Origin of the sequence: Staphylococcus sp. HMSC057A08 (assembly GCF_001812925.1) — a bacterium.
In the GTDB taxonomy this organism is placed as follows: domain Bacteria; phylum Bacillota; class Bacilli; order Staphylococcales; family Staphylococcaceae; genus Staphylococcus; species Staphylococcus hominis.
The window spans coordinates 234,324-257,841 of record NZ_KV810857.1 but is presented as its reverse complement, the minus strand read 5'-3'; the positions used below and the strand labels follow the sequence as shown (position 1 = coordinate 257,841).

At 30.9% G+C, this 23,518-nt stretch carries 16 protein-coding genes; 5 read left to right on the top strand and 11 right to left on the bottom strand.

Annotation, left to right across the window (positions count from 1 at the left end; genetic code table 11):
* Positions 1-163 precede the first annotated feature (163 nt).
* A complete protein-coding gene (locus HMPREF2881_RS08485) occupies positions 164-364 on the top strand; it encodes a DUF2929 family protein (RefSeq protein ID WP_002448243.1) in 201 nt (66 codons plus the stop codon).
* 101 nt (positions 365-465) lie between these two features.
* Here HMPREF2881_RS08485 and clpB read toward each other — a convergent pair whose 3' ends face one another.
* The 3 genes from clpB to HMPREF2881_RS08470 form a co-directional block, all read right to left on the bottom strand.
* The gene (gene clpB, locus HMPREF2881_RS08480) at positions 466-3,075 is read right to left on the bottom strand and encodes an ATP-dependent chaperone ClpB (RefSeq protein ID WP_002488317.1); all 2,610 of its coding nucleotides are present in this window, start codon (positions 3,073-3,075) and stop codon (positions 466-468) included.
* Between the two features lie 291 nt (positions 3,076-3,366).
* Positions 3,367-5,181, bottom strand: a complete 1,815-nt coding sequence (locus HMPREF2881_RS08475) for an acyltransferase family protein (RefSeq protein WP_002488342.1) — start codon at positions 5,179-5,181, stop codon at positions 3,367-3,369.
* Positions 5,182-5,665: 484 nt separating this feature from the next.
* Entirely contained in the window at positions 5,666-5,974 is a 309-nt protein-coding gene (locus tag HMPREF2881_RS08470; protein WP_002448080.1) for a metal-sulfur cluster assembly factor, read from the bottom strand.
* Between the two features lie 119 nt (positions 5,975-6,093).
* On the opposite strand from HMPREF2881_RS08470, the gene HMPREF2881_RS08465 reads away from it, so the two are divergent.
* Together HMPREF2881_RS08465 and HMPREF2881_RS08460 are read left to right on the top strand one after the other, a co-directional pair.
* On the top strand, positions 6,094-6,915 hold the full coding sequence (locus HMPREF2881_RS08465) for a Cof-type HAD-IIB family hydrolase (protein WP_002455535.1): 822 nt from the start codon (positions 6,094-6,096) through the stop codon (positions 6,913-6,915).
* Positions 6,916-6,997: 82 nt separating this feature from the next.
* Positions 6,998-8,320: a CoA-disulfide reductase gene (locus HMPREF2881_RS08460; protein ID WP_002488331.1), complete on the top strand. Its 1,323-nt coding sequence runs from the start codon at positions 6,998-7,000 to the stop codon at positions 8,318-8,320.
* Positions 8,321-8,360: 40 nt separating this feature from the next.
* Here HMPREF2881_RS08460 and HMPREF2881_RS08455 read toward each other — a convergent pair whose 3' ends face one another.
* The 8 genes from HMPREF2881_RS08455 to HMPREF2881_RS08420 form a co-directional block, all read right to left on the bottom strand.
* Positions 8,361-8,762, bottom strand: coding sequence for a YisL family protein (locus HMPREF2881_RS08455; protein WP_002448252.1), 402 nt, complete (start codon positions 8,760-8,762; stop codon positions 8,361-8,363).
* A gap of 126 nt (positions 8,763-8,888) precedes the next feature.
* Complete coding sequence (locus tag HMPREF2881_RS08450) at positions 8,889-9,794, bottom strand: fumarylacetoacetate hydrolase family protein (RefSeq protein ID WP_002488350.1); 906 nt, start codon at positions 9,792-9,794, stop codon at positions 8,889-8,891.
* Between the two features lie 127 nt (positions 9,795-9,921).
* Positions 9,922-13,587: a helicase-exonuclease AddAB subunit AddA gene (gene addA, locus HMPREF2881_RS08445; RefSeq protein WP_070653686.1), complete on the bottom strand. Its 3,666-nt coding sequence runs from the start codon at positions 13,585-13,587 to the stop codon at positions 9,922-9,924.
* Positions 13,580-17,068 (bottom strand): helicase-exonuclease AddAB subunit AddB, encoded by a 3,489-nt coding sequence (addB, locus tag HMPREF2881_RS08440; protein WP_002488354.1) that lies wholly within the window; start codon positions 17,066-17,068, stop codon positions 13,580-13,582. The genes addA and addB overlap by 8 nt, the downstream gene beginning before the upstream one ends.
* A 127-nt stretch (positions 17,069-17,195) precedes the next feature.
* Complete coding sequence (lepB, locus tag HMPREF2881_RS08435; protein WP_002448121.1) at positions 17,196-17,762, bottom strand: signal peptidase I; 567 nt, start codon at positions 17,760-17,762, stop codon at positions 17,196-17,198.
* A 14-nt stretch (positions 17,763-17,776) separates the two neighbouring features.
* Positions 17,777-18,301 carry a signal peptidase I gene (gene lepB / locus HMPREF2881_RS08430; protein ID WP_002448253.1) on the bottom strand — a complete coding sequence of 175 codons (525 nt, stop codon included), beginning with the start codon at positions 18,299-18,301 and terminating at the stop codon, positions 17,777-17,779.
* Between the two features lie 4 nt (positions 18,302-18,305).
* Positions 18,306-18,881, bottom strand: a complete 576-nt coding sequence (locus HMPREF2881_RS08425) for a TVP38/TMEM64 family protein (RefSeq protein WP_037555865.1) — start codon at positions 18,879-18,881, stop codon at positions 18,306-18,308.
* A 367-nt stretch (positions 18,882-19,248) separates the two neighbouring features.
* Entirely contained in the window at positions 19,249-20,580 is a 1,332-nt protein-coding gene (locus tag HMPREF2881_RS08420) for a glucose-6-phosphate isomerase (RefSeq protein WP_002448167.1), read from the bottom strand.
* A 328-nt stretch (positions 20,581-20,908) separates the two neighbouring features.
* On the opposite strand from HMPREF2881_RS08420, the gene HMPREF2881_RS08415 reads away from it, so the two are divergent.
* Together HMPREF2881_RS08415 and argH are read left to right on the top strand one after the other, a co-directional pair.
* Complete coding sequence (locus HMPREF2881_RS08415; RefSeq protein ID WP_002488366.1) at positions 20,909-22,111, top strand: argininosuccinate synthase; 1,203 nt, start codon at positions 20,909-20,911, stop codon at positions 22,109-22,111.
* Positions 22,104-23,483 (top strand): argininosuccinate lyase, encoded by a 1,380-nt coding sequence (argH, locus tag HMPREF2881_RS08410; protein ID WP_002488315.1) that lies wholly within the window; start codon positions 22,104-22,106, stop codon positions 23,481-23,483. The genes HMPREF2881_RS08415 and argH overlap by 8 nt, the downstream gene beginning before the upstream one ends.
* Positions 23,484-23,518 lie beyond the last annotated feature (35 nt).

Below are 23,518 nucleotides of genomic sequence, written 5' to 3'. Positions count from 1 at the left end.
CTAACTCAAGTAGTTAAACTTTATTAAACGATTTTGTTAAACAGTCACGAGTCAATAACTCATATAAAAATTGGTACAAATTTTTATACATTCTCTACTAATACTATACAAATAATTCACTTTACTTTAAAATGATAATATATATAAATTGGAGGTCATATATATGAAATACCTCGTAACTTTTATTTGGGCGTTAATCTTAACACAAATGGTTAACTTTGTACTTAATAGTTTAAATGGTGGCGGCAGTCTAGATGTGATTAAACCAATTATTATTGCAATCATCATTACCATTGCTATTGCCATTTTAAGTGCTATGATTAAACCTAATGATTTCGCTCGTAAAGGGAATAGAGACGTCTAAATGGTATTGCATTACGTGTTTGGAGTAATATAACGCTCTTAACAAGTTTAATAATAAGAAAAGGCATTGGAAAGCTTTGCTTTCCAATGCCTTTTTATATACTATTCAGCTAAAGGTTTTTGTACATCAAATGTTAATTCTTGACTATCGTTAAGATCAACATTTACTTTTGTACCTTCTGGCATATTTTCTTTAATCATCATACGAGCGAGGGGTGTTTCAATTTGACGTTGTACAAAACGTTTAAGTGGTCTAGCACCAAATTGTGGTTCGTATGCTTCTTCACCTAACCATTTTTTAGCTTCGTCTGACACTTCAATTGAAATACGTTGATCCATTAATCGAATATTTAATTGAGTTAAAATTTTATCTACAATCATACTCATATCATTTATAGATAATGGTTTAAATAATACAATATCATCCATACGGTTTAAGATTTCTGGTTTAAAGAATGCATGTAAACTATCCATAACTGCTTTTTCAGTGCTTTCCGTAATTTCACCAGAATCTTTAACATTTTCTAATAATATTTGTGAACCGATATTACTTGTCATGATAATAATTGTATTTTTGAAATCTACGCTACGACCTTTAGAATCAGTTAAACGCCCTTCATCTAAAATTTGAAGTAACACGTTGAATACATCACTATGCGCTTTTTCAACTTCGTCGAGTAGAATAACTGAATATGGGTTACGTCTTACCGCTTCAGTTAATTGACCACCTTCATCATGGCCTACATAACCAGGAGGCGCACCAATTAATCTAGAAACAGAATGTTTTTCCATATATTCACTCATGTCAATACGAATCATATGTTTTTCAGAATCGAATAGTGATGAAGCGAGTGATTTAGCTAATTCTGTTTTACCTACACCAGTTGGACCTAAGAATAAGAAACTACCTATTGGACGATTAGGATCTTTTATACCTGCACGTGCTCTCACTACAGCATCTGACACAAGATCTACCGCTTTATCTTGCCCTACGACACGTTCATGTAAGATATCACTTAAGTTTAATAATTTTTCTCTTTCTGTTTCGACTAATTTAGAAACTGGAATACCTGTCCATTGGCTTACAATATCTCCAATTTCCTCATCAGAAACAACTTCGCGAATCATTCGTTCATTATCGCCTTGTTCATCATGGAAAGCTTCTTCGTATTCTTTTAATTCTTTTTCTAATTGTGGAATCGTACCATATTGTAATTCTGCCGCTTTTTCATAATTACTTTCTGTTTGCGCATCTTCTAAAGCTTGACGACTACGATCTAATTCAGCACGTTTTTCTTGAACTTTCGCGATTTTTTCTTTTTCTTGTTCTACACGAGATTGTAATGACGTTTGTTTTTCTTTTTCATTTGAAAGTTCTTCTTGTAATTCTTCTAATCGATGTTTACTTGCATTATCTGATTCATTTTTCAATGCACTTTCTTCAATTTCTAATTGCATAACACGGCGATTAACTTGGTCTAATTCAGTTGGATTTGATCCCATTTCTGTTCGGATAGTGGCACATGCTTGGTCGACTAAATCAATTGCTTTATCTGGTAAGAATCGATCAGTAATATAACGATCTGATAATTCTGCTGCTGCTACTAAAGCACGGTCTTGAATACGCACACCATGATAAACTTCATAGCGTTCTTTTAAACCACGTAATATTGAAATTGTATCTTCTACGTCAGGTTCACTTACACCTACTTTTTGGAATCGACGTTCTAAGGCTGAATCTTTTTCAATATATTCTCGATATTCATTCAATGTTGTAGCACCAATACAATGCAATTCACCACGAGCTAACATTGGTTTTAACATATTACCAGCATCCATTGCACCATCTGTTTTACCAGCACCAACTAACATGTGAATTTCATCAATAAATAGGATAATACGTCCATCTGATTCTTTCACTTCTTTAAGTACTGCTTTAAGACGTTCTTCAAATTCACCTCTAAATTTTGCACCTGCAACTAATGCACTTAAATCTAATTCGAAAATAGTTTTATCTAGCAATGATTCTGGCACATCTTTACGCACAATACGTTGTGCTAATCCTTCTACAATTGCAGTTTTACCTACACCAGGCTCTCCAATTAATACTGGGTTATTTTTAGTTTTACGGCTTAAAATTCGAATGGTATTACGGATTTCTTCATCTCTACCAATAACTGGATCCATTTTGCCTTGGCGAACTTCTTCTACTAAATCTCTACCATATTTCTCTAAAGCTTCATAATTTACTTCTGGATTTTGTGAAGTCACATGATTTCCCCCTCTAACTTTAGTAATAATTTCTTTGACTACTTCTTCTTTATTTCCTACAAATTGTTGTGTTGTTTCATCAATATCCATAGCAGCACGTAAAATATGTTCCATTGAGATATAATCATCTTCATATTCTTTCATATATGACTCAGCTTTATTTAATAATTCGTTTGCTTTTGAGCCAATATATCGTCCATATTGCACATTATCTCCTTGTACTGATGGATAGTGTTTCAATTTTTCACTATACGCTTGATTTAATTGATCAGTGTCTATATTTGCACGTTCTAAAATACTTTTAAACAAGCTTTCGTCTTCTTCTAAAGTTCCTTTTAGTATTGCTTCAATTTCAATATTTTGTAATTCATTTTCTTTACTTAATTCAATTGCTTTTTGCAAAGCTTCTTGTACTTTATAAGTCATTTGATTGATATCCAAATTTATTCACCCCTACTTTTTGTATAAGAGTATGGTCAAATACTTCTTTGTTTGACTTTGACTTTCTTTGACCTTAATTACATTATAGACCTTCTTTGCTAATTAATCAACACTTTTACTCATCTTTTTAACAATTCAATAAATCCTATCATATCAAGCATTTATTTACGTTTCACTCATTATTTATCATATCACCTTACTATTTAAACATTGTTACCTTAATTTTTTCATAAATGTTAAAAAAGGATTAACTTTGTGAGCATCCTCAACTAGTTAATCCTTTTTAATTATTTATTTTTTAGTCATATTTTTTAGTATTTCGTCCGACAATGCTTGTACCCCACTATGTTCTAAGTGCACACCATCAGATGCAAAATATTCAGTATGACCGGCAGAACGTTTATACCAGTCTACTAAAACAACATTTTTATGTCGTTTAGCTGCGTCTGAAAGTTGTTTATTTACATTATCTTGCCAGCTTCTCGGTACCCTTGTATTAACTAAATATATTTTGGCTTTACCAAATTTACTAATAAGTTGGTCAAGCTCATCTTGAGTAAAATCTCCATTTGTACCAAGTTCTAATACAACTTGATTTGATGGTTTATTATAATTAGTATAATTATTTGCAACTATCAAAGCTTCTTGTAAATGGCGACCTACTTTACCATCTATAGTTGCTTTAGGAACTTGAGACTTAAATTCTTCACCAATATCTACCATAACTGAATCGCCAATAAGTAATGGGCTGATATTGGTGTAAACTTTATCTTTATTCTCACTCTTACTTGTTTGTCCATTTAACTTAATATTTTCACCGGGCATCATTTTAACTAAATATTTATCAGCAGTACTTGTATTAAAACTGTTTGCTTTATTTGCAATTTCATCTTTTCCAAATCGATCAAATGCACCCATAAATATTAATAGCAATGGAATCACAGCTATGATAGTAACTATTGTTCTTATAAATTTAGGTCTACGTAATCGGTCAAAAGAAAATGCGCTTAACCCTTCACGTCTAAATGGTGTTTCAATATAACGATAAGATAATTCCGCAAACACCACAGTTAATAGTATATCTAAGATATATACATATATTGGTAATTGACCATCAACAAAATGTATATGTAGAAAACTAATGACGGCGAAATGCCATAAGTATAAACTATATGAACGTTTTCCGATATACACTAACAAAGGATGTCCTAGAAATTTAGCAATCATTGTAGATGGGTGAACGACACTTGCAATAACAAATAATGTCACTAAAGATATCAAATAAAACCCACCATTGTATATCCAATCACTATCGTCGTTAACAGTAAAGAATAAAATAATTAAGATAAGTAGGCTACCTATACCAATTCCATCTATTGCACGACGTAATCGTTGTGGTGGATTAGCTTTTAATTTAAATGGTGGCCAAACAAACGCCAATATGACGCCTAATAATAATGTTTGTAAACGAGTATCTGTACCAAAATAAACACGCGAATATCCCACATTTGGTTGTGATATAATGACCATTTCTAATAAAGAGGCCAATGATACTATCCAAAATATAAGTGTCACATTACGATATTTTTTAATCGTAAGTAATAATATCACTAAAATAAATGGGAAAAATAAATAAAATTGTTCTTCGATAGCAAGAGACCATAAATGTTTAAGAGGCATGAATGAAAATTGTTCAAAATAGTTAACGTCTTTAGCGATATACCACCAATTTGAAACATAAAATAGCGCTGCAATAATATCATGTTTAACTCTAATAATTTGTTGAGGTTCAAATAATAAGGTTGCAATACCTACTGTTATTAATAAAGCTATCACCGCTGGCAGTAGACGTTTTATGCGTCTAATCCAAAATTGTTTAAGATTAATAATTCCTTTTTCTTCATACTCTCTCAAAAGTAAACTTGTAATTAAATATCCTGAAATAACGAAGAAAGTATCTACACCAATAAAACCTCCAGTTAGCCACTTTCTATTCAAATGATATATAATGATGCCTAATACGGCAATTGCTCTTAGACCATCTAAACCAGGCATATAGCGCATTTTTGTTTTATCATGCACGCCCTTTTCTAAATTTTGTTTCATTGTTCACATTCTTTCCCTATTAAATAATAAATTTTCAATAAATTCATTAGATATAAAAGCACTAAAATCAGAATAACAATAAAGTTAATTATAGAAGTTTATATGTATGATTGGTCATTCTATAGTCTATGAATTTAATACACTGTATAATATGATTCTGTGTTTTATACTAAGTTGACTGAAAACTTGATATACAATTAAATAAAATATAAATTCATTTTCATTGATTAATTCTTAATTGTTGAAAATTATACTTTTCCTAAGATATAAGTCTTATGTATTGTAGTATAACCTAGAAGTAAATTCAATTTATATTACAATTGTGTCATTTCTTTTTTACTCATTTAAAAATAAAATTGTCACATTCTTATATATTAAAAAAGAGAGTAGAAGAAAAATTCATCCCCTACTCTCTATTAAATATTGTATCTAGCGCTTCATAATAAATAGCTTCATACATTAATGCTATCGAGCTCGCTTAAATTTATCCAACGCCTAATGCGATTTTTGCATATCTAGACATCATATCTTTATTCCATGGCGGATTCCAAACAATATTAACTTCTGTATCTTGAATCTCTGGAATTTCGGCTAATACTGTCTTAATTTGATCGATGATTTGTGGCCCAAGTGGACAGCCCATAGATGTAAGTGTCATTTCTACAGTACATAATCCTTCATCATCAACGTTTACTTTATATACTAAACCTAAATTAACAATGTCTATACCTAATTCAGGGTCAATTACCATTTCCAAAGCGCCAAGGATACTATCTTTTAATGCTTCTTCCATTAGTATCACCTCTCCATAATTATCTTTACACTAATATATCAAATATCCGACAAAACGCCAATAAAATGCTATGATACAAATAAACTAATATTTATGAACCGTAATGCAAGGAGATATTTATGAAACCTTATTTAATTTGTTTAGATTTAGATGGAACATTATTAAATGATAATAAAGAAATTAGTGATTATACAAAAAAAGTTTTAACTTCTTTACAAAAACAAGGTCATTACTTAATGATTGCAACTGGACGTCCTTATCGTGCAAGCCAAATATATTATCATGAACTTAATATGAATACACCTATTGTTAATTTTAATGGTGCCTACGTTCATCATCCAAAAGCAGATGACTTTGAAACCAAACATGAGGTATTAGATGTAGATATCGCTAGAAGTATTATAGAGGCTCTTCAAAAAGCTAATGTTACAAATATTATTGCTGAAGTTAGAGACAGTGTCTTTATCAATAATCATGATCCTCGATTATTTGAAGGTTTTTCAATGGGTAATCCTAAAATTCAAACAGGCAATTTATTAGAAAAACTTGATGAATCTCCAACTTCCATATTAGTGGAAGCTGAAGAAGTGAATATCACACGTATTAAACAAATGTTAACTCGTTTTTATGCTGAAAATATTGAACATCGTCGTTGGGGTGCACCCTTTCCTGTTATTGAAATCGTAAAACGAGGTATTAGTAAAGCTCGTGGCATTGACTATGTTAAATCATATTTAAATATAGATTCTTCTAATATTATTGCATTTGGAGATGAAGATAATGATTTAGAAATGATTAAATATGCTCAATACGGAATTGCTATGGACAATGGTTTAGATGATTTAAAACATATCGCTAATCATATCACTTATTCTAATAACGAAGATGGAATTGGGCGTTACCTAAATGAATTTTTCAAGCTAGAAATACCTTATCAATAATAAAAATGAGAGTACTTAAAGTAAGATTCTAAAGATTATAATTGTATCTTACTTGTTTACTTCTTAGTTATGGAGGATATGTATGACTAAAATTATTATAGTTGGTGCTGTTGCTGGGGGCGCAACATGTGCGAGTCAAATTCGTCGCTTAGATAAAGAAAGTGACATTATCATTTTTGAAAAAGATCGAGATATGAGTTTTGCTAATTGTGGTTTACCTTACTATATTGGACATCTCGTTTCTGATCGTCATCAAATATTGCCTATTACACCAGACGTTTTTAAAGAGAAGAAAAATATTGTAGTTAAAACACATCATGAAGTAATTGGAGTCAACGATCAACAACATGTTGTACGTGTATTGAATCATCAAACAGGCGAAACATTCGATGAAACTTATGACAAATTAATTTTAAGTCCTGGTGCTAGTGCGAATACTCTTGGATTTACCAATGACTTTACTTTCACTCTAAGAAATGCAGAAGATATGGACCAAATTGATCAATATATTACTCGTCATAAAGCTAAACGAGCATTAGTTGTCGGTGCTGGTTACATTTCATTAGAAGTATTAGAAAATCTTTATCAACGTGGTCTTGATGTGACATGGATTCATCGTTCAGATAAAGTCAATAAATTAATGGACCAAGATATGAATGCAGCCATTTTTAGCGAAATTGATCAAAGAAACATTTCATATAGATTAAATGAAGAAATTGAATCAATTCAAGCGCATACTGTTTATTTTAAATCTGGTATACGTGAAGATTTCGATATTATTATTGAAGGGATAGGAACTCATCCTAATTCATCATTTTTACGTTCATCAAATATTCATATAGATAAAAAAGGATTTATTCCTGTTGATGATTGCTTTAAAACAAATATACCTGATATTTATGCTCTAGGTGATGTCATCACCTCACATTATCGCCATGTAAATATGAATGCTCAAGTACCTTTAGCTTGGGGCGCTCATCGTGCAGCAAATATTATAGCAGAACAACTCTCAGGTAATAAAAATATTACATTTAAAGGTTTTCTTGGTTCAAATATTGTAAAATTTTTTGACTACACTTTTGCGAGCGTAGGAATAAAACCTGAAGAATTAAGTCTATTTAATTATGAGATGGTTGAGATTAAGTCTGGTGCACACGCAGAATATTACCCAGGTAATACACCCCTACACTTACGTGTCTATTTTAATAAAGACAATAGACGATTATTACGCGCCGCAGCAGTTGGAAAACAAGGCGCCGATAAACGCATTGATATTTTATCAATGGCTATGATGAATCAACTTACAGTAGATGAATTGGTTGAATTTGAAGTTGCCTATGCGCCTCCTTATAGTCATCCTAAAGATTTAATCAATATGATTGGTTACAAAGCACGCAATATATAAAAAGAATCGTTTGAGTAGACACTCAAACGATTCTTTTTACTTAACTTAAACCGAACATTTTAGATAATGGGCCCCATGGTAAGATAATTCCAAGAGCCATAGTAATAATAATTAAAATAATTGTTGCCCAAAATAAGCCATGACTAGGTGCATGTTTTTTTCTTTTAGCTAATGATACTTCCATTAAAGCAACAACACCTAAGCCACATAACATTTTTAAAGTAAGAAGCATGTGGTTGCCACCCTCACCATGACTCGCTGCCATAAACTCTTCAATTAATTCCCAGAATCCTGAGAATAATGTAAGGAGCATAAAGACTCTAAGCCCCATATGTAATGATTTAAAAGTTGGTGTTGGTCCTTGTGATTTTGAAATGTGTAAAAATGCAATAATGTATAACACAATGGTTAAAACCCAACTCACAATATGCATATGTAACAAGACTTGATTACCTCCAATATTTATAATCACTTTCTTTCAATTATCATAACACATTTTCACTTTTTAAGTATTAAAATTAAAAAAGAAGAGAAGCCTTAGCTTCTCTCGCTTTAAACATAACTAGCATTATTGTTTGGCAATATAAGTTGTCAAAGTACCAATGTTATCAATAGTGACTTTAACTTCATCACCTGGTTGTAAGAATTTTGGTGGTTGTAATCCAGCTCCTACACCCGCTGGGGTACCGGTTGCAATGATATCGCCTGGATGTAAAGCAACATATTTAGAAATTTCTTGAATTAAGTCATCAATTTTATTAATCATTTGACTAGTATTTCCATCTTGGCGAATTTCATTATTTACTTTAGTGACAATATTAACATTTTCTGGAGTAGGTAATTCATCTTTAGTAACAATATATGGTCCCATTGGGCAACCACCTGTTAAACTTTTAGATAAGAATGCTTGATCTTGTGCATTTTGAGCAGTGCGGTCTGTAATATCGTTAATAATGGTATAGCCATAAACATAATCTAGTGCTAAGCCTTTAGGAATCTTTTCGCCATATTTACCGATAACAATACCTAATTCACCTTCGTAATCTAACTGATCTGTAATATCTTTATGATTTGGAATTGTTGCGTTATCACCAGTTAAAGAAGAAGCTGCTTTAGTGAACACATATAAACGTTGCACTTCATGATTTAACTCAGAGGCATGATCTTTATAGTTACGACCAAAAGCAATAACATTGTTCGGTGGTGTTACAGGAGGTAAAAATTCAATATCATTAAATGAGAATTTATACTGATCTGCTTTTCCACTATTTTCAACAGCTACTACTGCTTTACGTACTTGTTCTTGGAAATCAAGTGTTTGATTTTGTTGTAAACCTTCAAGTAACGTTTGTGGATGGAAGTCTCCTTCACCAAATTCAGCAAAAATTTGTTTTAAATCCCATACAGCGTCTTCACGCTTTACTTTAACGCCATATGATTCAGCGTTATTGTATTTGAATGATAAAAATTTCATTCATTATCAACTCCTCATCTATATCTTATTTCATATTATAACTTTAATTATTAATAAATAACAAATAATATATGTCTGAAATTTTAGAAATTTGACGCATCTTTTCTAAATTAAAATAAGATTGATATTATAAACCATCTTCAATGCTCATTTCACCGAATTGGAAGAAATATAAATAGCCGTTCACTCTTTTATTTAGTATTGTTTCTAAGGTGTTTTTGTAATATTTCATTTGAATTTTATACTTATCACGTAATTGTATTCCAATTTCTTGATCCGTCAGCCCTCTTCTTCGATTAAAAGCGTCTGTTTTGTAATCTACAAAATAATATTGGTTATCTTTAATAAAAATCAAATCAATCATACCTTGGATAATGGAGACATCTTCATCTAAATCTGGTATTTCATCTACACGTGCTTGGTTAACTACAAACGGTAACTCTCTGTATACTTCATCAGCTTGTGCAATTTTCATATATAAGTCACTACGAATAAATTCCATAATTCTTTCAAATTGGATATCTTTTTTAGCGTCTTCTTCAATAATGTGTTGATCAATTAACATATGAATATAGTCATCTAACTCTGTTTCAGTTAATCGTTGTTCTCTAAATGGAAGATGCTGCATGACGGTATGCATCAATGTACCAATTTCATTAGCTTTACGTTTTCTTTCTTCTCTTAAGAATTTAGGACGTTCATAAGTATAAGCACCAATGCGATATTGTCTTACCCTATCGTAACTTGTTCCATCTTCTTTAGTTTCTAATTGACGTTTTAATTCAGATACAGATTGTTTTGATGGCTTTTGAGTATTTTTTATAAATGGATACTTAAACGTTAATTGATGAATCATTTGTTGTTCGTTTTCTTTATTATTCGGAGCTTCTTCTTCAATATCATTGATAGTTCGATGTAATGTCTCATTTGAATCACCTATTAAAGATAATTCATCGAAATGAATAATTTTCAAATCTACATATGGTTTCAAGCTGTCATCTAATTGATTGATAGATGTCTCAAATTGATAATCAGATGTGATAGATTGAGATAAGTGTTTCGCTAAAATACTATATACCAGATTAAAAGGTCGTTCTACTGATAATCTTTTATGAAGTGCAATGAGTTGATTTGAAATAGGCAAACGTTCATACTTTCTTAACTTTTCTTCTTTATCTACCGTTCCGATTAGAATGAGCTGTTCTTTTGCACGAGTTAATGCCACATACATTAAACGCATCTCTTCAGAAATCAATTCTTTTTCTGTTAATGATTTAACAACTACAGATGAAAGTGATGGATAAGAAATATTGTCTGTTAAATCATAGTACTCCATTCCTAAACCATATTTTTGATTTAATACTAAAGGTTTCCGAATATCTTCTTTATTAAAATTCTTAGAAAGACCAGAATAAATAACATATGGAAACTCTAAACCTTTACTACTATGAATTGTCATCATTCGAACTACATTATCATTAGGTCCTATCACATTTTCTTCACCAAAATCTTTTTTACGCTCTATCAATTCATCGATAAATCTTATAAATTGATAAAGTCCTCTAAACGTAGAATTTTCAAATTCTATTGCTTTATTAAACAATCCAAAAAGATTAGCGCGTCTGCCTTTACCACCAATCAGTCCACTAAAATATTGAATGACATAATGATCATTATAGAACTTATCAATTAACTGATACACAGGATGTGTTTGCCCATAATCTTGATATAAATGTATATCTTCAATAAAACGACGTAATTTATTAACTAATTGTGCGTTAGCTTGATCATATTTTATATAGTGTAAAATTGATTGATAAAAGTAATCATCGTTTGAACTGACTACTCGAATTTCAGCAAGTTCATCTTCAGTAAATTGATAAATAACAGAGCGCATTAACCCAACTAGATAAATATCTTGCAATGGGTTATCAATCGTTCTAAGAAACGATAGTACTAGTCGTACTTCCGTTTGTTCAAAATAACCTTCCTTACTATTAACATGGAACGGAATATTATTATCTTTAAATACTTTTTGCAAACGTCTAGCATTACTCATTCCACGTTCTAAAATAACAATATCTTTATAAGTTGCTTTACGATAGGCATTGTTTTTCGCATCATAAACGAGTTTATTGTCAAGGATATGCTTTACTTGTTCAACTACATAATATGCTTCTTGTTCTTGTCTATCTAAGTCTGTGTCCTCATTTTCAGATTTAATAAGCGCATGTAATTCGAGTGGCATTGCTTTTTCTGGATAATAATGAGCTCCGAAATATAAACGTGCATCGGCATCATAATTAATTTCTCCAACCGCTTCATCCATCATATGATCAAAAAGATAATTAGTCGTTGAAAGTACTTCCTTTCTTGAGCGGAAGTTATTAGATAAGTCAATTCGAAGTCCTGTTTGTTGCCCTTCTTTAGTGAATCGATGATATTTACTCATAAACAATGTAGGATCCGCTTGCCTAAACTTATAAATAGATTGCTTTACATCTCCCACCATAAATAAGTTGCCATCTAATTCATCACCACGTTTGATAGTAGATATAATTGCCTCTTGTACCTGATTGGTATCTTGATATTCATCAATAAGTATTTCTTCAAATTGATGACGATACTCTTTAGCGATAGTAGAAGGCGTCCCGTTTTCATCTGTTAATATTTGTAAGGCAAAATGTTCATAATCTGCAAAATCTAGTACATTTCTACTACGTTTTTTCTTAGCAAAATCATTAATGATATCTTTAATGATTTGAACTAAATATTTTATCCGAGGCGCTAACTGTTTCATATCGTCTTTAAGTTCATCTACTGAACGCATTAAATATTTATTTTTTACATTTTGAATGGTTTCATTATATTCTTTATAGAAAGATTTAATATCTTCAAGTGTCTCTAAATCTTCATTTTCTTTTTTTATTTTTGATGACATTTGTGGAAACTTTTCAGGTGTATGATTAAGAAGTGCATCTCTATTCAAAACACCATCTTCTAATATTCTTTGGCATATCATTTTCTCTCTTTGGACAACTTCTAAATGTTTTTCAACAGCATTACAATGGGATAAAAGATTTTCTGCTTCAAGAAGTGAGTCAAATGCTGCTTTCATATATATTTCTGCTAGTATTTTTAATTCTTTAAGGTAGTCTTGTTGCTTCTCATCATTCTCGTAAGGATCGACTAATGAATCTAACCATTTAAATGGTGAAGGATTAGCTATACTAAAATAATAAAATCGTTTTAAAATTTCTCTAAATCTATCGTCATTTCTATCATTTGATAGTTGTTCGACTAAAGTCAAAAATTCAATATCAGGATCTTCATAATGATGTTCTAGTACTTCATCAATTGATTGCTCTAATAAAAGTACATTTTCAACTTCACTAATCGTTCTAAAATTAGGGTCTAGTTGGATAACATCATAATGTTGTTGAATCACTTTTAAACAAAAACTATGCAGTGTAGAAATTTGAGCTTGATGTATTTTTATACGTTGACTTTTTAAGTGTTCATTCTTAGGATCCTCTAATGAAGCTTGTTGAATACGTTGTTCTACACGATGTTTCATCTCTCTAGCACTTAAGTTCGTAAATGTTACTACAAGTAATTTATCAACATCTACTTCGTCTCTTAAGATTTTTTGAATAATACGTTCAACTAGAACAGCTGTTTTTCCCGAGCCAGCAGCTGCTGCAACTAGTATATCTTGCCCTTTAGCATATATACTGTTCCACTGTGCATCCGTCCATTGTGCATCTTTAGGTTTTACTGGAATATTATTCATTGTCCTCACCGCTTTCTAATTCGACCTCTTGAATTGCTTGAATTGGATTAATCGATTCATCTACATGGCGATAATGTTTACTATCAATAAGACTATCTACGTGACATACTGACTGGAAACTACAAAATTCACATGGTAATTTGTCTTCAAATTTAAGTGGAGCTACTTCTGTGTGACCATCCATAATATTTGAAGCAGTCTCAATAAAATTATTTTTATTGTGTTGAATAAATTTATGAATCGTTGTTTCATCAGCAACTTGGCTTCCCCGTGCACTAATACCTCCATCTTTTTTTAATGTCACGGGTACAATATCTGATTTAGATATCTCGTTAAGTCTTATATCCATAGCATCTATAACTTCAGCATCACTATTGATTAATCCATTTAATTTATATTCTTTTAGAATAGCTTGATTAATATTTTCCTTATTCAATGCCTCTTCAGTTAAATCGCCCCATTTTTCAAATTTCAAACGTTCATCATGAATGTGGAAATATAACAATCCACCTGGTTTAACCTCTGAACTTAAACCAAGCCGCTCTGAATTTTGTAATACGATATCCATATACGTCATCATTTGCATCTGTTTACCATAATAAACTTTTTTCAAATTTAAATTGGCGCTATGATTAGATGATTTATAATCTATAATATTTACAAAACTTGTATTATTTTTTGTATAAGCATCGATACGATCAATTTGTCCACGAATATGAATCGGTATCCCTTGTGTCGTCATTAAGGGATGTGCAATCAACTCTTCTTCCGTTCTTGGTTTCTTTCTAAAAGCAGTTTCAAAACGTTTTGGTCTAAATTTTGTATTCTCATTTTGATAACGAAGTGCCTTTAACGTACTTTCAACAATGACACCTATACGTTTAGATACATAACGATAATATGCATTGGAATCCATTAAATTAAATTGCACTTGTGGTAAGACATGTTGTAGAGCTTCTTCAGTAAGTGCATGGATTTTCTGATTATCCAATTGACTAAATTCTCCATTTACTTTATCCGAAATATATTTTAAAGCATTATGAAAAATATTACCTAAATCAAAACTTTCAAGTTGATATTTGGTACGTTCATTTAGACGAAGGCCGTAAGTAGCATAATGTTGGAATGGGCAATCATTATAACCTTCAAATCGTGAAACACTAGCATTAATAGACGTTCCATATAATGCTTCTGACAATTGTGGTGTGAGTTGAATGGTTTCATTATCATATGTTAAAGCTGTTGATAAATAGTTTATACTGTCATTTAATTCTTCATTTTCACTTATAACTTTATAAGCATCAAGCCACGTATCTGCTACCGCTTCTTCTTCCAACCACGATTTCAATGCTTCAAATAAATGAATTTTAGTTTGATGTGGATGTTCCATTAATGTAAGAGGATAAGCATGATGAAGATAATGAATATTTTTGATATCCAAATTACTGAACAGTGCTTGAATCTGATTTAAAAATGGACTTTTCTCTTTTTCATCTCCTTGCATCCCCATAAGACTATATGAAAAAGTCATTTGTTCACATGCACGTGTCATAGCAATGTAGCATACAAATGCTTCATCCATTTGTAAGATATCAGAGGTTGGACTTAATTCAACACTTCCCCGTTCCTCTAACAAACGTTTTTCTTCATCAGTGATTAAGCTTGAAGATGACAAGGGCTGTGGCATCACTCCATCATTCATCCCAACCATATAAACGTGTTTTTTATTATCAACTTTTGCTAAATCCATAGTCCCTATGCTAACTTGATCCAATGTTTGAGGAATCATTACAAATTCAAGTTGCTCAAGTCCAATGTCAAATACTTCTAAGAATCGATTTAAACTCATTTCTTCTTCTTCAAATACTGTGACTAAATCATCTAATATTTGTATTAATCCATTCCATAATTGGTCAATTTCTTCTGCTTTCTCATGGTCTCCTTTTAAGTCTAGTTCATCACGGTGGGCCATTAAATATTTAGGCAAATCAAAAGCTTCCATTGTTTCATAAAATGCAGTTGCATAATCTCTAACATTTTTAGAGTGAAGCATGGCTTTCTCAAAACGAAGTATTTTATTTACAACATCATCCTTTAAGCGTACGACGTCTTCAAATGCTTCTTTTTCTTCTTCAGTTAATTGATGCGCTTTACGTCCCATTTTTGTAAAATTATCGATATTAAACAATTTATCATCTAACCATTTTTTACCGTAAATACCTCGTTCAATGACAAAGTTTTCTAATAGATCAATTAAGTAACTACTATTTTTAAATTGATTAGATAAAATATTGGTTTTAAATAGTCTCATCATTGGACTAAGTCCCATATTACTTTGGATAACTTCTAATAAAGAACGTATCATTTCCATTATAGGATGATGTGTCATCGATTTTTTAGTATCAATATTATAAGGAATATCATATTGTGGCAAAATAGATTCAAATAGATAGGCATATGTTTCATCTCTATATAAAATTGCAATATCTTGATATCTAAAGTGTTTATCACGTGTATCTTTAATAATACGTCGTGCTATTTCATTAACTTCTTCTCTCATATTCGATGACTCAAGTAAATCAATATAACCATGGGATTGAGTTGGATTAACTTGAAGTGCGTCAAATTGTTGTTCTAATTGTAATAAATCCTTATTTTTGAAACGATATGGTGTTGTAAAATAATGTTCATTTAAAGATATATGTAATTCATTTGCAATTTCTTTTAAGTGAATAAGTACGTCAGAAGGTTTTCTAAACATACTAAAGTGATCTTCATTACCATCTGTAGTTAATAATATAGTAACTTGTTTAGCATTTTGTACTAATGCTTTAATAATTTGATATTCAAGCGTTGAAAAGTTATAAAATCCATCTATATAAATATCAGCATGCTTAATCCACTCAGATTTGTGCATTATTTCAATAAAATAATTAAGACTGTCTTCAGCGGTAATAAATTCTCCATTTAATCGTTCTTCAAAATAATGATAAATAAGCGAAATATCTTCTAGTTTATGTCGGGTTCTTGTTTGTAATTCATTATCTTCTAAAAATAAGTCAAGTTGATGAGGTGTTACAGAATATTTCTTAAAATCTTGGATTTGTTCACTTAATTTTTCACTAAAACCATAATAATCTGCTTGAGATTGATATAATTTCATTTCTGATTTGTGTTGTTGAACGATATTGAATATCATCATTTCAATAGCTGCTTTAGTTAAACGTGTTTCAGTTAATCCTCCGAGTTCTTGAAAGATTCTATAGCTCAAACGCTCAAAATGTAAAACTTCCGTTCTTAAACTCCCATTTAACTCTCGATCATTTACGAAAGATTGCTCCAATTGAAACGTACTTTGGGTAGGTGCAATTAAAATGATAGGATCTCCAAGAGGATTTTCTTTCATTTGTTGTTTAATATTTTTAATCATATGATACGATTTACCGGTACCAGCTCTTCCAAGATATGTATTCAATTCCATTATCTACACGCTCCTTTAAACTCATTTTACCACGGAACATACGTTCTTAAAAAGTAAAGTAGATAAAATAAAAGTAGAATGCGAATTCACCTGAATTGACATTCTACTTTTATTTTAAATTGATATCCTACTTATCTGGATTAAAATTAAATTTAAAATTATTTAATGGCCAAAATCTAAATGATACTTTACCGACGATTTGTTGTTTATCTATTAATCCAAACGCTCTACTATCTTTACTAACTTCACGGTTATCTCCTAATACTAAGTATTTATTTTTAGGAATAACGTTAGAGTTAGGATGAGCATTAAGAAGATCCTTAGTTTCAAAAGATCCTGTAATGTACTCTCCTTGTTTATGTTTTTCATTATAGTCTAAGTAAGGCTCATTTACCTTTTTCCCATTAATATATAGCTGATCTTTTTTATATGTCACACTATCTCCTGGTACGCCTATTACTCTTTTAACATAGTCATCAGATTGATTAGCATGGAAGACAATAACATTTCCTTTTTTTATGTTTCCTACCTTATAACCTAAAATGTTAACCATCACATGTTGCCCATCTTTTAATGTTGGATCCATTGAGTCACCTTTTATTGTATAGGATTTGGCAACAAAAGTGACTACAAGCCATACGAGCAATAAACCTACAGCTATCGCAACAATCCATTCTGTTATTTCTTTTTTCAAATATAACACCTCATCTATTTATTAAACTCATAGTTGAATGATCTAAAAGGATAATATCTTAGACATACATTTCCTATAACATCACTTTTTTTAATTAATCCATATCTTCTCGAATCAGTTAATGTATTACTATGATCATTCAACACTAAAAATGAGTCAGGTGGAATAATATCCCCATCAGTATTTTCTAAATCTCGTAATGCGAAATCATTAATATCTCTATTTTTAGCATAATATTTATTCACTTGTCTATCATCTTTATATAATTTACCATGCCTTATTTCTATCGATTCGCCTGCTTTCCCAATAATACGGCTAAAATGAATTTGATTATGATGCCGATACATAATAATATCCCCTTCATTTAATAAATTAAATGTCACTTTCAATTTATTAATCATTATATAATCATTTTTATTTAGAGTGGGGGCCATTTCATTAGTATGAACAATTGCGCTTCTTAGTAAAAAAATTTGAATAAACATCACGAAAATAATTGCTAAAATAATGGATATACTTGTACTTATAATTCGACGCAAAATGTCACTCCTCATGTGTTCCCATAAAATGTTTTTCAACTCTTTTTCCAATAAACCATATGACTATAGTAACAATAATTAAAATAATTGCTCTTATAGGATGAGTTAAAAATGTAGTCACTTCTCTACCCATCACCGCTAAAAATGATATGGAAATAAGCTTTGAAAATAATAAAATAATAAAATAATTCTTCATTTTAATATGAGAAAAACTAGCTACAAAGTTCACTACTGTATTAGGTGTAAATGGAAAACACATTAATATAAAAATAGGAACAAGTCCTTGTTTATCTATAAAATGTGTGAGTTTTTTTACACCTTTTTTTGCTTTAACTCTTTGCATAAAAGATGTATCAACGAATTTCCTACAAAAATAAAATACAGTAAATGTTCCAGCGACGATCCCTAACCAACTAATAATAGTTCCTGTAATAAAACCATAAATATGAACATTTAAGATGACATAGAGAGTTAAAGGAAAAACAGGAATTATAGCTCTTAAATAGAGAATAATAAAACCTGCAAAGTATCCTAATTGTTGTAACACATTAAACCAATGTTCAATTTGATGAAACACTATATCATCAAATCCTTTCTTGAAATTTCATCATTCTCTATTGAGTATAAAATTATTTTACACTCTTTTCTTAAAAAAACTATTAATTCACTAAGAAATCAGTCACAAGTACTAGATAACAGATTTAACATTAGTCATATTAATCTTTTAAAAAAGAATGAGACTGAATTCACAACGAATTCAATCCTTTTCTCTTGACCCCATCTTACGTTAAACAAAAACTTCTTTTTATGAAAGTCTATATGCTAAAAAAGATTGATATAAGTATATATTCAATTGAGTCATTGACTGCCAATATATTAAAAATGCCTAAGACAGCTCATCGTGTCCTAGGCTTTAAATGATTATTTTATTTAAATTTATGTTGATATTATAAACGTTCTTCTAATTCTTTTTTCTTATCCTCATAACCTGGTTTACCAAGTAAAGCAAACATATTTTGTTTATAAGCTTCTACGCCAGGTTGGTTAAATGGATTAACACCTAATTGATAGCCACTCATCGCACAAGCTAATTCAAAGAAGTAAACGACATAACCGAATGTTTCTTCATCTAAACGTGGGATATTCACAACGATATTAGGAACGCCACCATCAGTATGAGCTAATAATGTACCTTCAAATGCTTTTGTATTAACTTCATCGATTGTTTTTCCAGCTAAATAATTTAAGCCATCTAAATCGTCATCATCTTTTTCAATTGTAATATCATGTTTAGGTTGATTTACTTTTACAACAGTTTCAAATAAGAAACGGCGTCCTTCTTGAACATACTGACCTAATGAATGTAAATCAGTAGTATAGTTTGCGCTTGAAGGATAAATACCTTTAAAGTCTTTACCTTCAGATTCACCGTATAACTGTTTCCACCATTCATTAAAGTACTGCATAGATGGTTCGTAGTTAATTAACATCTCAGTTGTATAACCTTTATTATAAAGAACATTTCGAATTGTTGCATATTGATATGCAATATTCTCTTCTAAATTTTCAGATGATAGTTCTTTACGAGCTTTATTTGCTCCATTCATAATTGCTTCAATATCAATACCTGCAGTTGCAATTGGTAATAATCCTACCGCAGTTAATACTGAATAACGACCACCTACATCATCAGGTACAACAAATGTTTCATAACTTTCATTATCTGCTAATTGTTTCAATGCACCTTTTGCTTTATCAGTTGTAGCAAAGATGCGTTTTTTTGCTTCGTCTTTACCATATTTTTCTTCAACTAATTGTTTAAACAATCTAAATGCTACAGCAGGCTCAGTCGTTGTTCCTGATTTAGAAATCACATTTACTGAAAAGTCTTTATCAGACAAGTAATTCACTAATTCTTGTGTATAACTTGAAGATAAGTGATTTCCTACAAATACAATTTCAGGATATTCTGTATTGTTACGGAAAGATGAAGTAAGCATTTCAATTGCAGCACGTGCACCTAAATATGAACCGCCAATTCCGATAACTACCAATACATCTGAATTCGATTGAATATGTTTCGCTGCTTTTTGAATTCTAGAAAACTCTTCTTTATCGTAATCTTCAGGTAAATTTACCCAACCTAAAAAGTCGCTTCCAGCACCCGTTCCTTCATGAATCGTTTTATGAATTGTTTTTACAATATCTTTTTGTTGATCAAGTTCATGTTGACCAAAAAATTCTAAGGTTTTGCCATAATCTAATTGAATATGAGTCATTTATAGATCCTCCAATGTTTATGAATTAGTTTCATTTTACTAACTTTAAGTTATCTATTCAATGAACAAGTTCAATTATTCAAAAAATAGTCTGTTTTTTTTTTTAGAATCATTGAATTACTTTACTTTGTAATGAATACACAATTGAAATAGCAATCAACTCTTTAGTTGTAGTAATATTCAATGAATATAGAAATAACAATAGATGATTAATACTATTCCAATTATCTTTATTTTGTATAAATATGTAAAAAAATGGTTTTATTTTCAAAAATAATCTGTTAGTATAGAATTATATTAATTTTCAGAAAAATTTTGAGGTGACAATATGAAAGATAAAATTGTTTTAGCTTATTCAGGTGGATTAGATACTAGTGTAGCTGTTAAATGGCTTATAGATAAAGGGTACGACGTAGTAGCAGTATGTTTAGATGTTGGCGAAGGTAAAGATTTAGATGTTGTTTATTCTAAAGCATTAGACATGGGCGCCGTCGAATGTCATATTATTGATGCAACTAAGGAATTTAGTGAAGATTACGTAAGTTATGCAATAAAAGGAAATTTAATCTATGAAAACAGTTATCCTTTAGTATCTGCGCTTTCAAGACCGTTAATAGCGAAGAAATTAGTAGAAATTGCTGAACAAACAAAGTCAATCGGTATTGCACATGGTTGTACTGGTAAAGGTAATGATCAAGTACGTTTTGAAGTAGCAATTAAAGCACTTAACCCTAATTTGAAAACATTTGCTCCTGTTAGAGAGTGGGGCTGGAGTCGTGAAGAAGAAATCGACTATGCAATCAAACATGGTATTCCTGTAAGTATTAATCATGATTCACCTTATTCAATCGATCAAAATTTATGGGGCCGTGCAAATGAATGTGGTATCTTAGAAGATCCCTATGCTGCTCCACCGAAAGATGCATATGATTTAACTGCTGAATTAGAGGATACACCAGATACACCAGATGAAATTATCTTATCATTTAAAAATGGTGTTCCTGTTCAACTTAACCATAAAGACTATGATTTAGATCAGCTAATTCTAACATTAAATGATTTAGCTGGTAAACATGGTATCGGACGTATCGATCACGTAGAGAATCGTTTAGTTGGTATAAAATCACGTGAAGTATATGAAACGCCAGGTGCTGAAGTTATATTAAAAGCTCATAAATCTTTAGAAACATTAACATTAACTAAAGATGTGGCGCATTTTAAACCAGTCATTGAAAAACAATTTGCTGAACAAACATATAATGGTTTATGGTTCTCACCTTTAACAGACAGTCTAAAGCAATTCATCGATAGCACTCAACACTATGTTGAAGGAGATGTTAGAGTTAAATTATTTAAAGGTAATGCTATTGTTAATGGTAGAAAATCGCCTTATACACTTTATGATGAAAAGTTAGCAACTTATACTAAAGAAGATGCTTTTGATCAATCAGCTGCAGTCGGCTTTATTGATATTTATGGACTACCAACACAAGTAAATGCTTATTTACATGGAGGTTATAGTAATGAGTAATAAAGCATGGGGAGGTCGTTTTCAACAACAACCTGAAGAGTGGGTAGATGCGTTTAATGCTTCTATTGACTTTGACCAAACGCTTTTAGATGAGGATATTCAAGGTAGTATTGCACATACAACAATGCTTGCACACCAAAACATTATTTCTGAAGAAGAAAAAAATGCCATCGTAAAAGGTTTGAAAGATATACAGACAGATTTTCATAACCATAATATTGAATTTAAACATGCTTTAGAAGATATACATTTAAATATCGAACACGAACTGATACAACGCATTGGAGATCCAGGTGGCAAGTTACACACAGGTCGTAGCAGAAATGATCAAGTAGCAACAGACTTACATCTCTATGTAAAAAAACAGGTCATTGAGATTCAAGCACTTATTCGTTCATTCCAAGAGTCTATTTTAACTCTAGCAAAATCTCACGTAGAAACGATTATGCCAGGTTATACGCACTTACAACGTGCTCAACCTATTTCTTTCGCTCATCACATCATGACATATTTTTGGATGTTGGAAAGAGACTATACACGTTTTGCAGATAGTTTAAAACGTATTGATATATCTCCTCTTGGCGCTGCAGCATTGAGTGGCACTACACATCCTATCGATAGACATGAAACTCAAGAATTACTTGGTTTTGAATATATTTATGAAAATAGTCTTGATGCAGTGAGTGATCGTGATTACATTATTGAAACATTGCATAATATATCATTAACAATGACTCACCTATCACGTTTTGCAGAAGAAATTATTTTTTGGTCTACGGATGAAGCGAAATTTATTACACTATCTGATGCATTTTCTACTGGTTCATCTATTATGCCTCAAAAGAAAAATCCAGATATGGCTGAACTCATTCGTGGTAAAGTTGGACGTACGACAGGACATTTAATGAGTATGCTTGTCACATTGAAAGGCTTGCCTCTTGCATATAATAAAGACTTACAAGAGGATAAAGAAGGTTTATTTGATTCTGTTCGTACAATTAAAGGTTCTTTACGTATTTTTGAGGGCATGCTTAATACGTTAACGGTTAATACAAATCGTTTAAATGAAACAGTGCATCAAGATTTCTCTAACGCAACAGAACTTGCAGATTATTTAGTAGATAAAAATGTACCGTTTAGAACAGCACATGAAATTGTAGGAAAAATTGTCTTTGAATGTATTCAACAAGGCATCTATTTATTAGATGTACCATTTGAACGTTATCAAGAATTAAATGATAAAATCGAAGAAGATGTATATGATTACTTAAAACCAGAAAATTGTTTAAATAGAAGAAAAAGTTATGGTTCTACAGGCCAAGATGCTGTGCGTCATCAATTGAACGTTGCAGAAAATATTTTAAAACAATAATGAATACTATTATTAAATGACTATGAAATCGAATA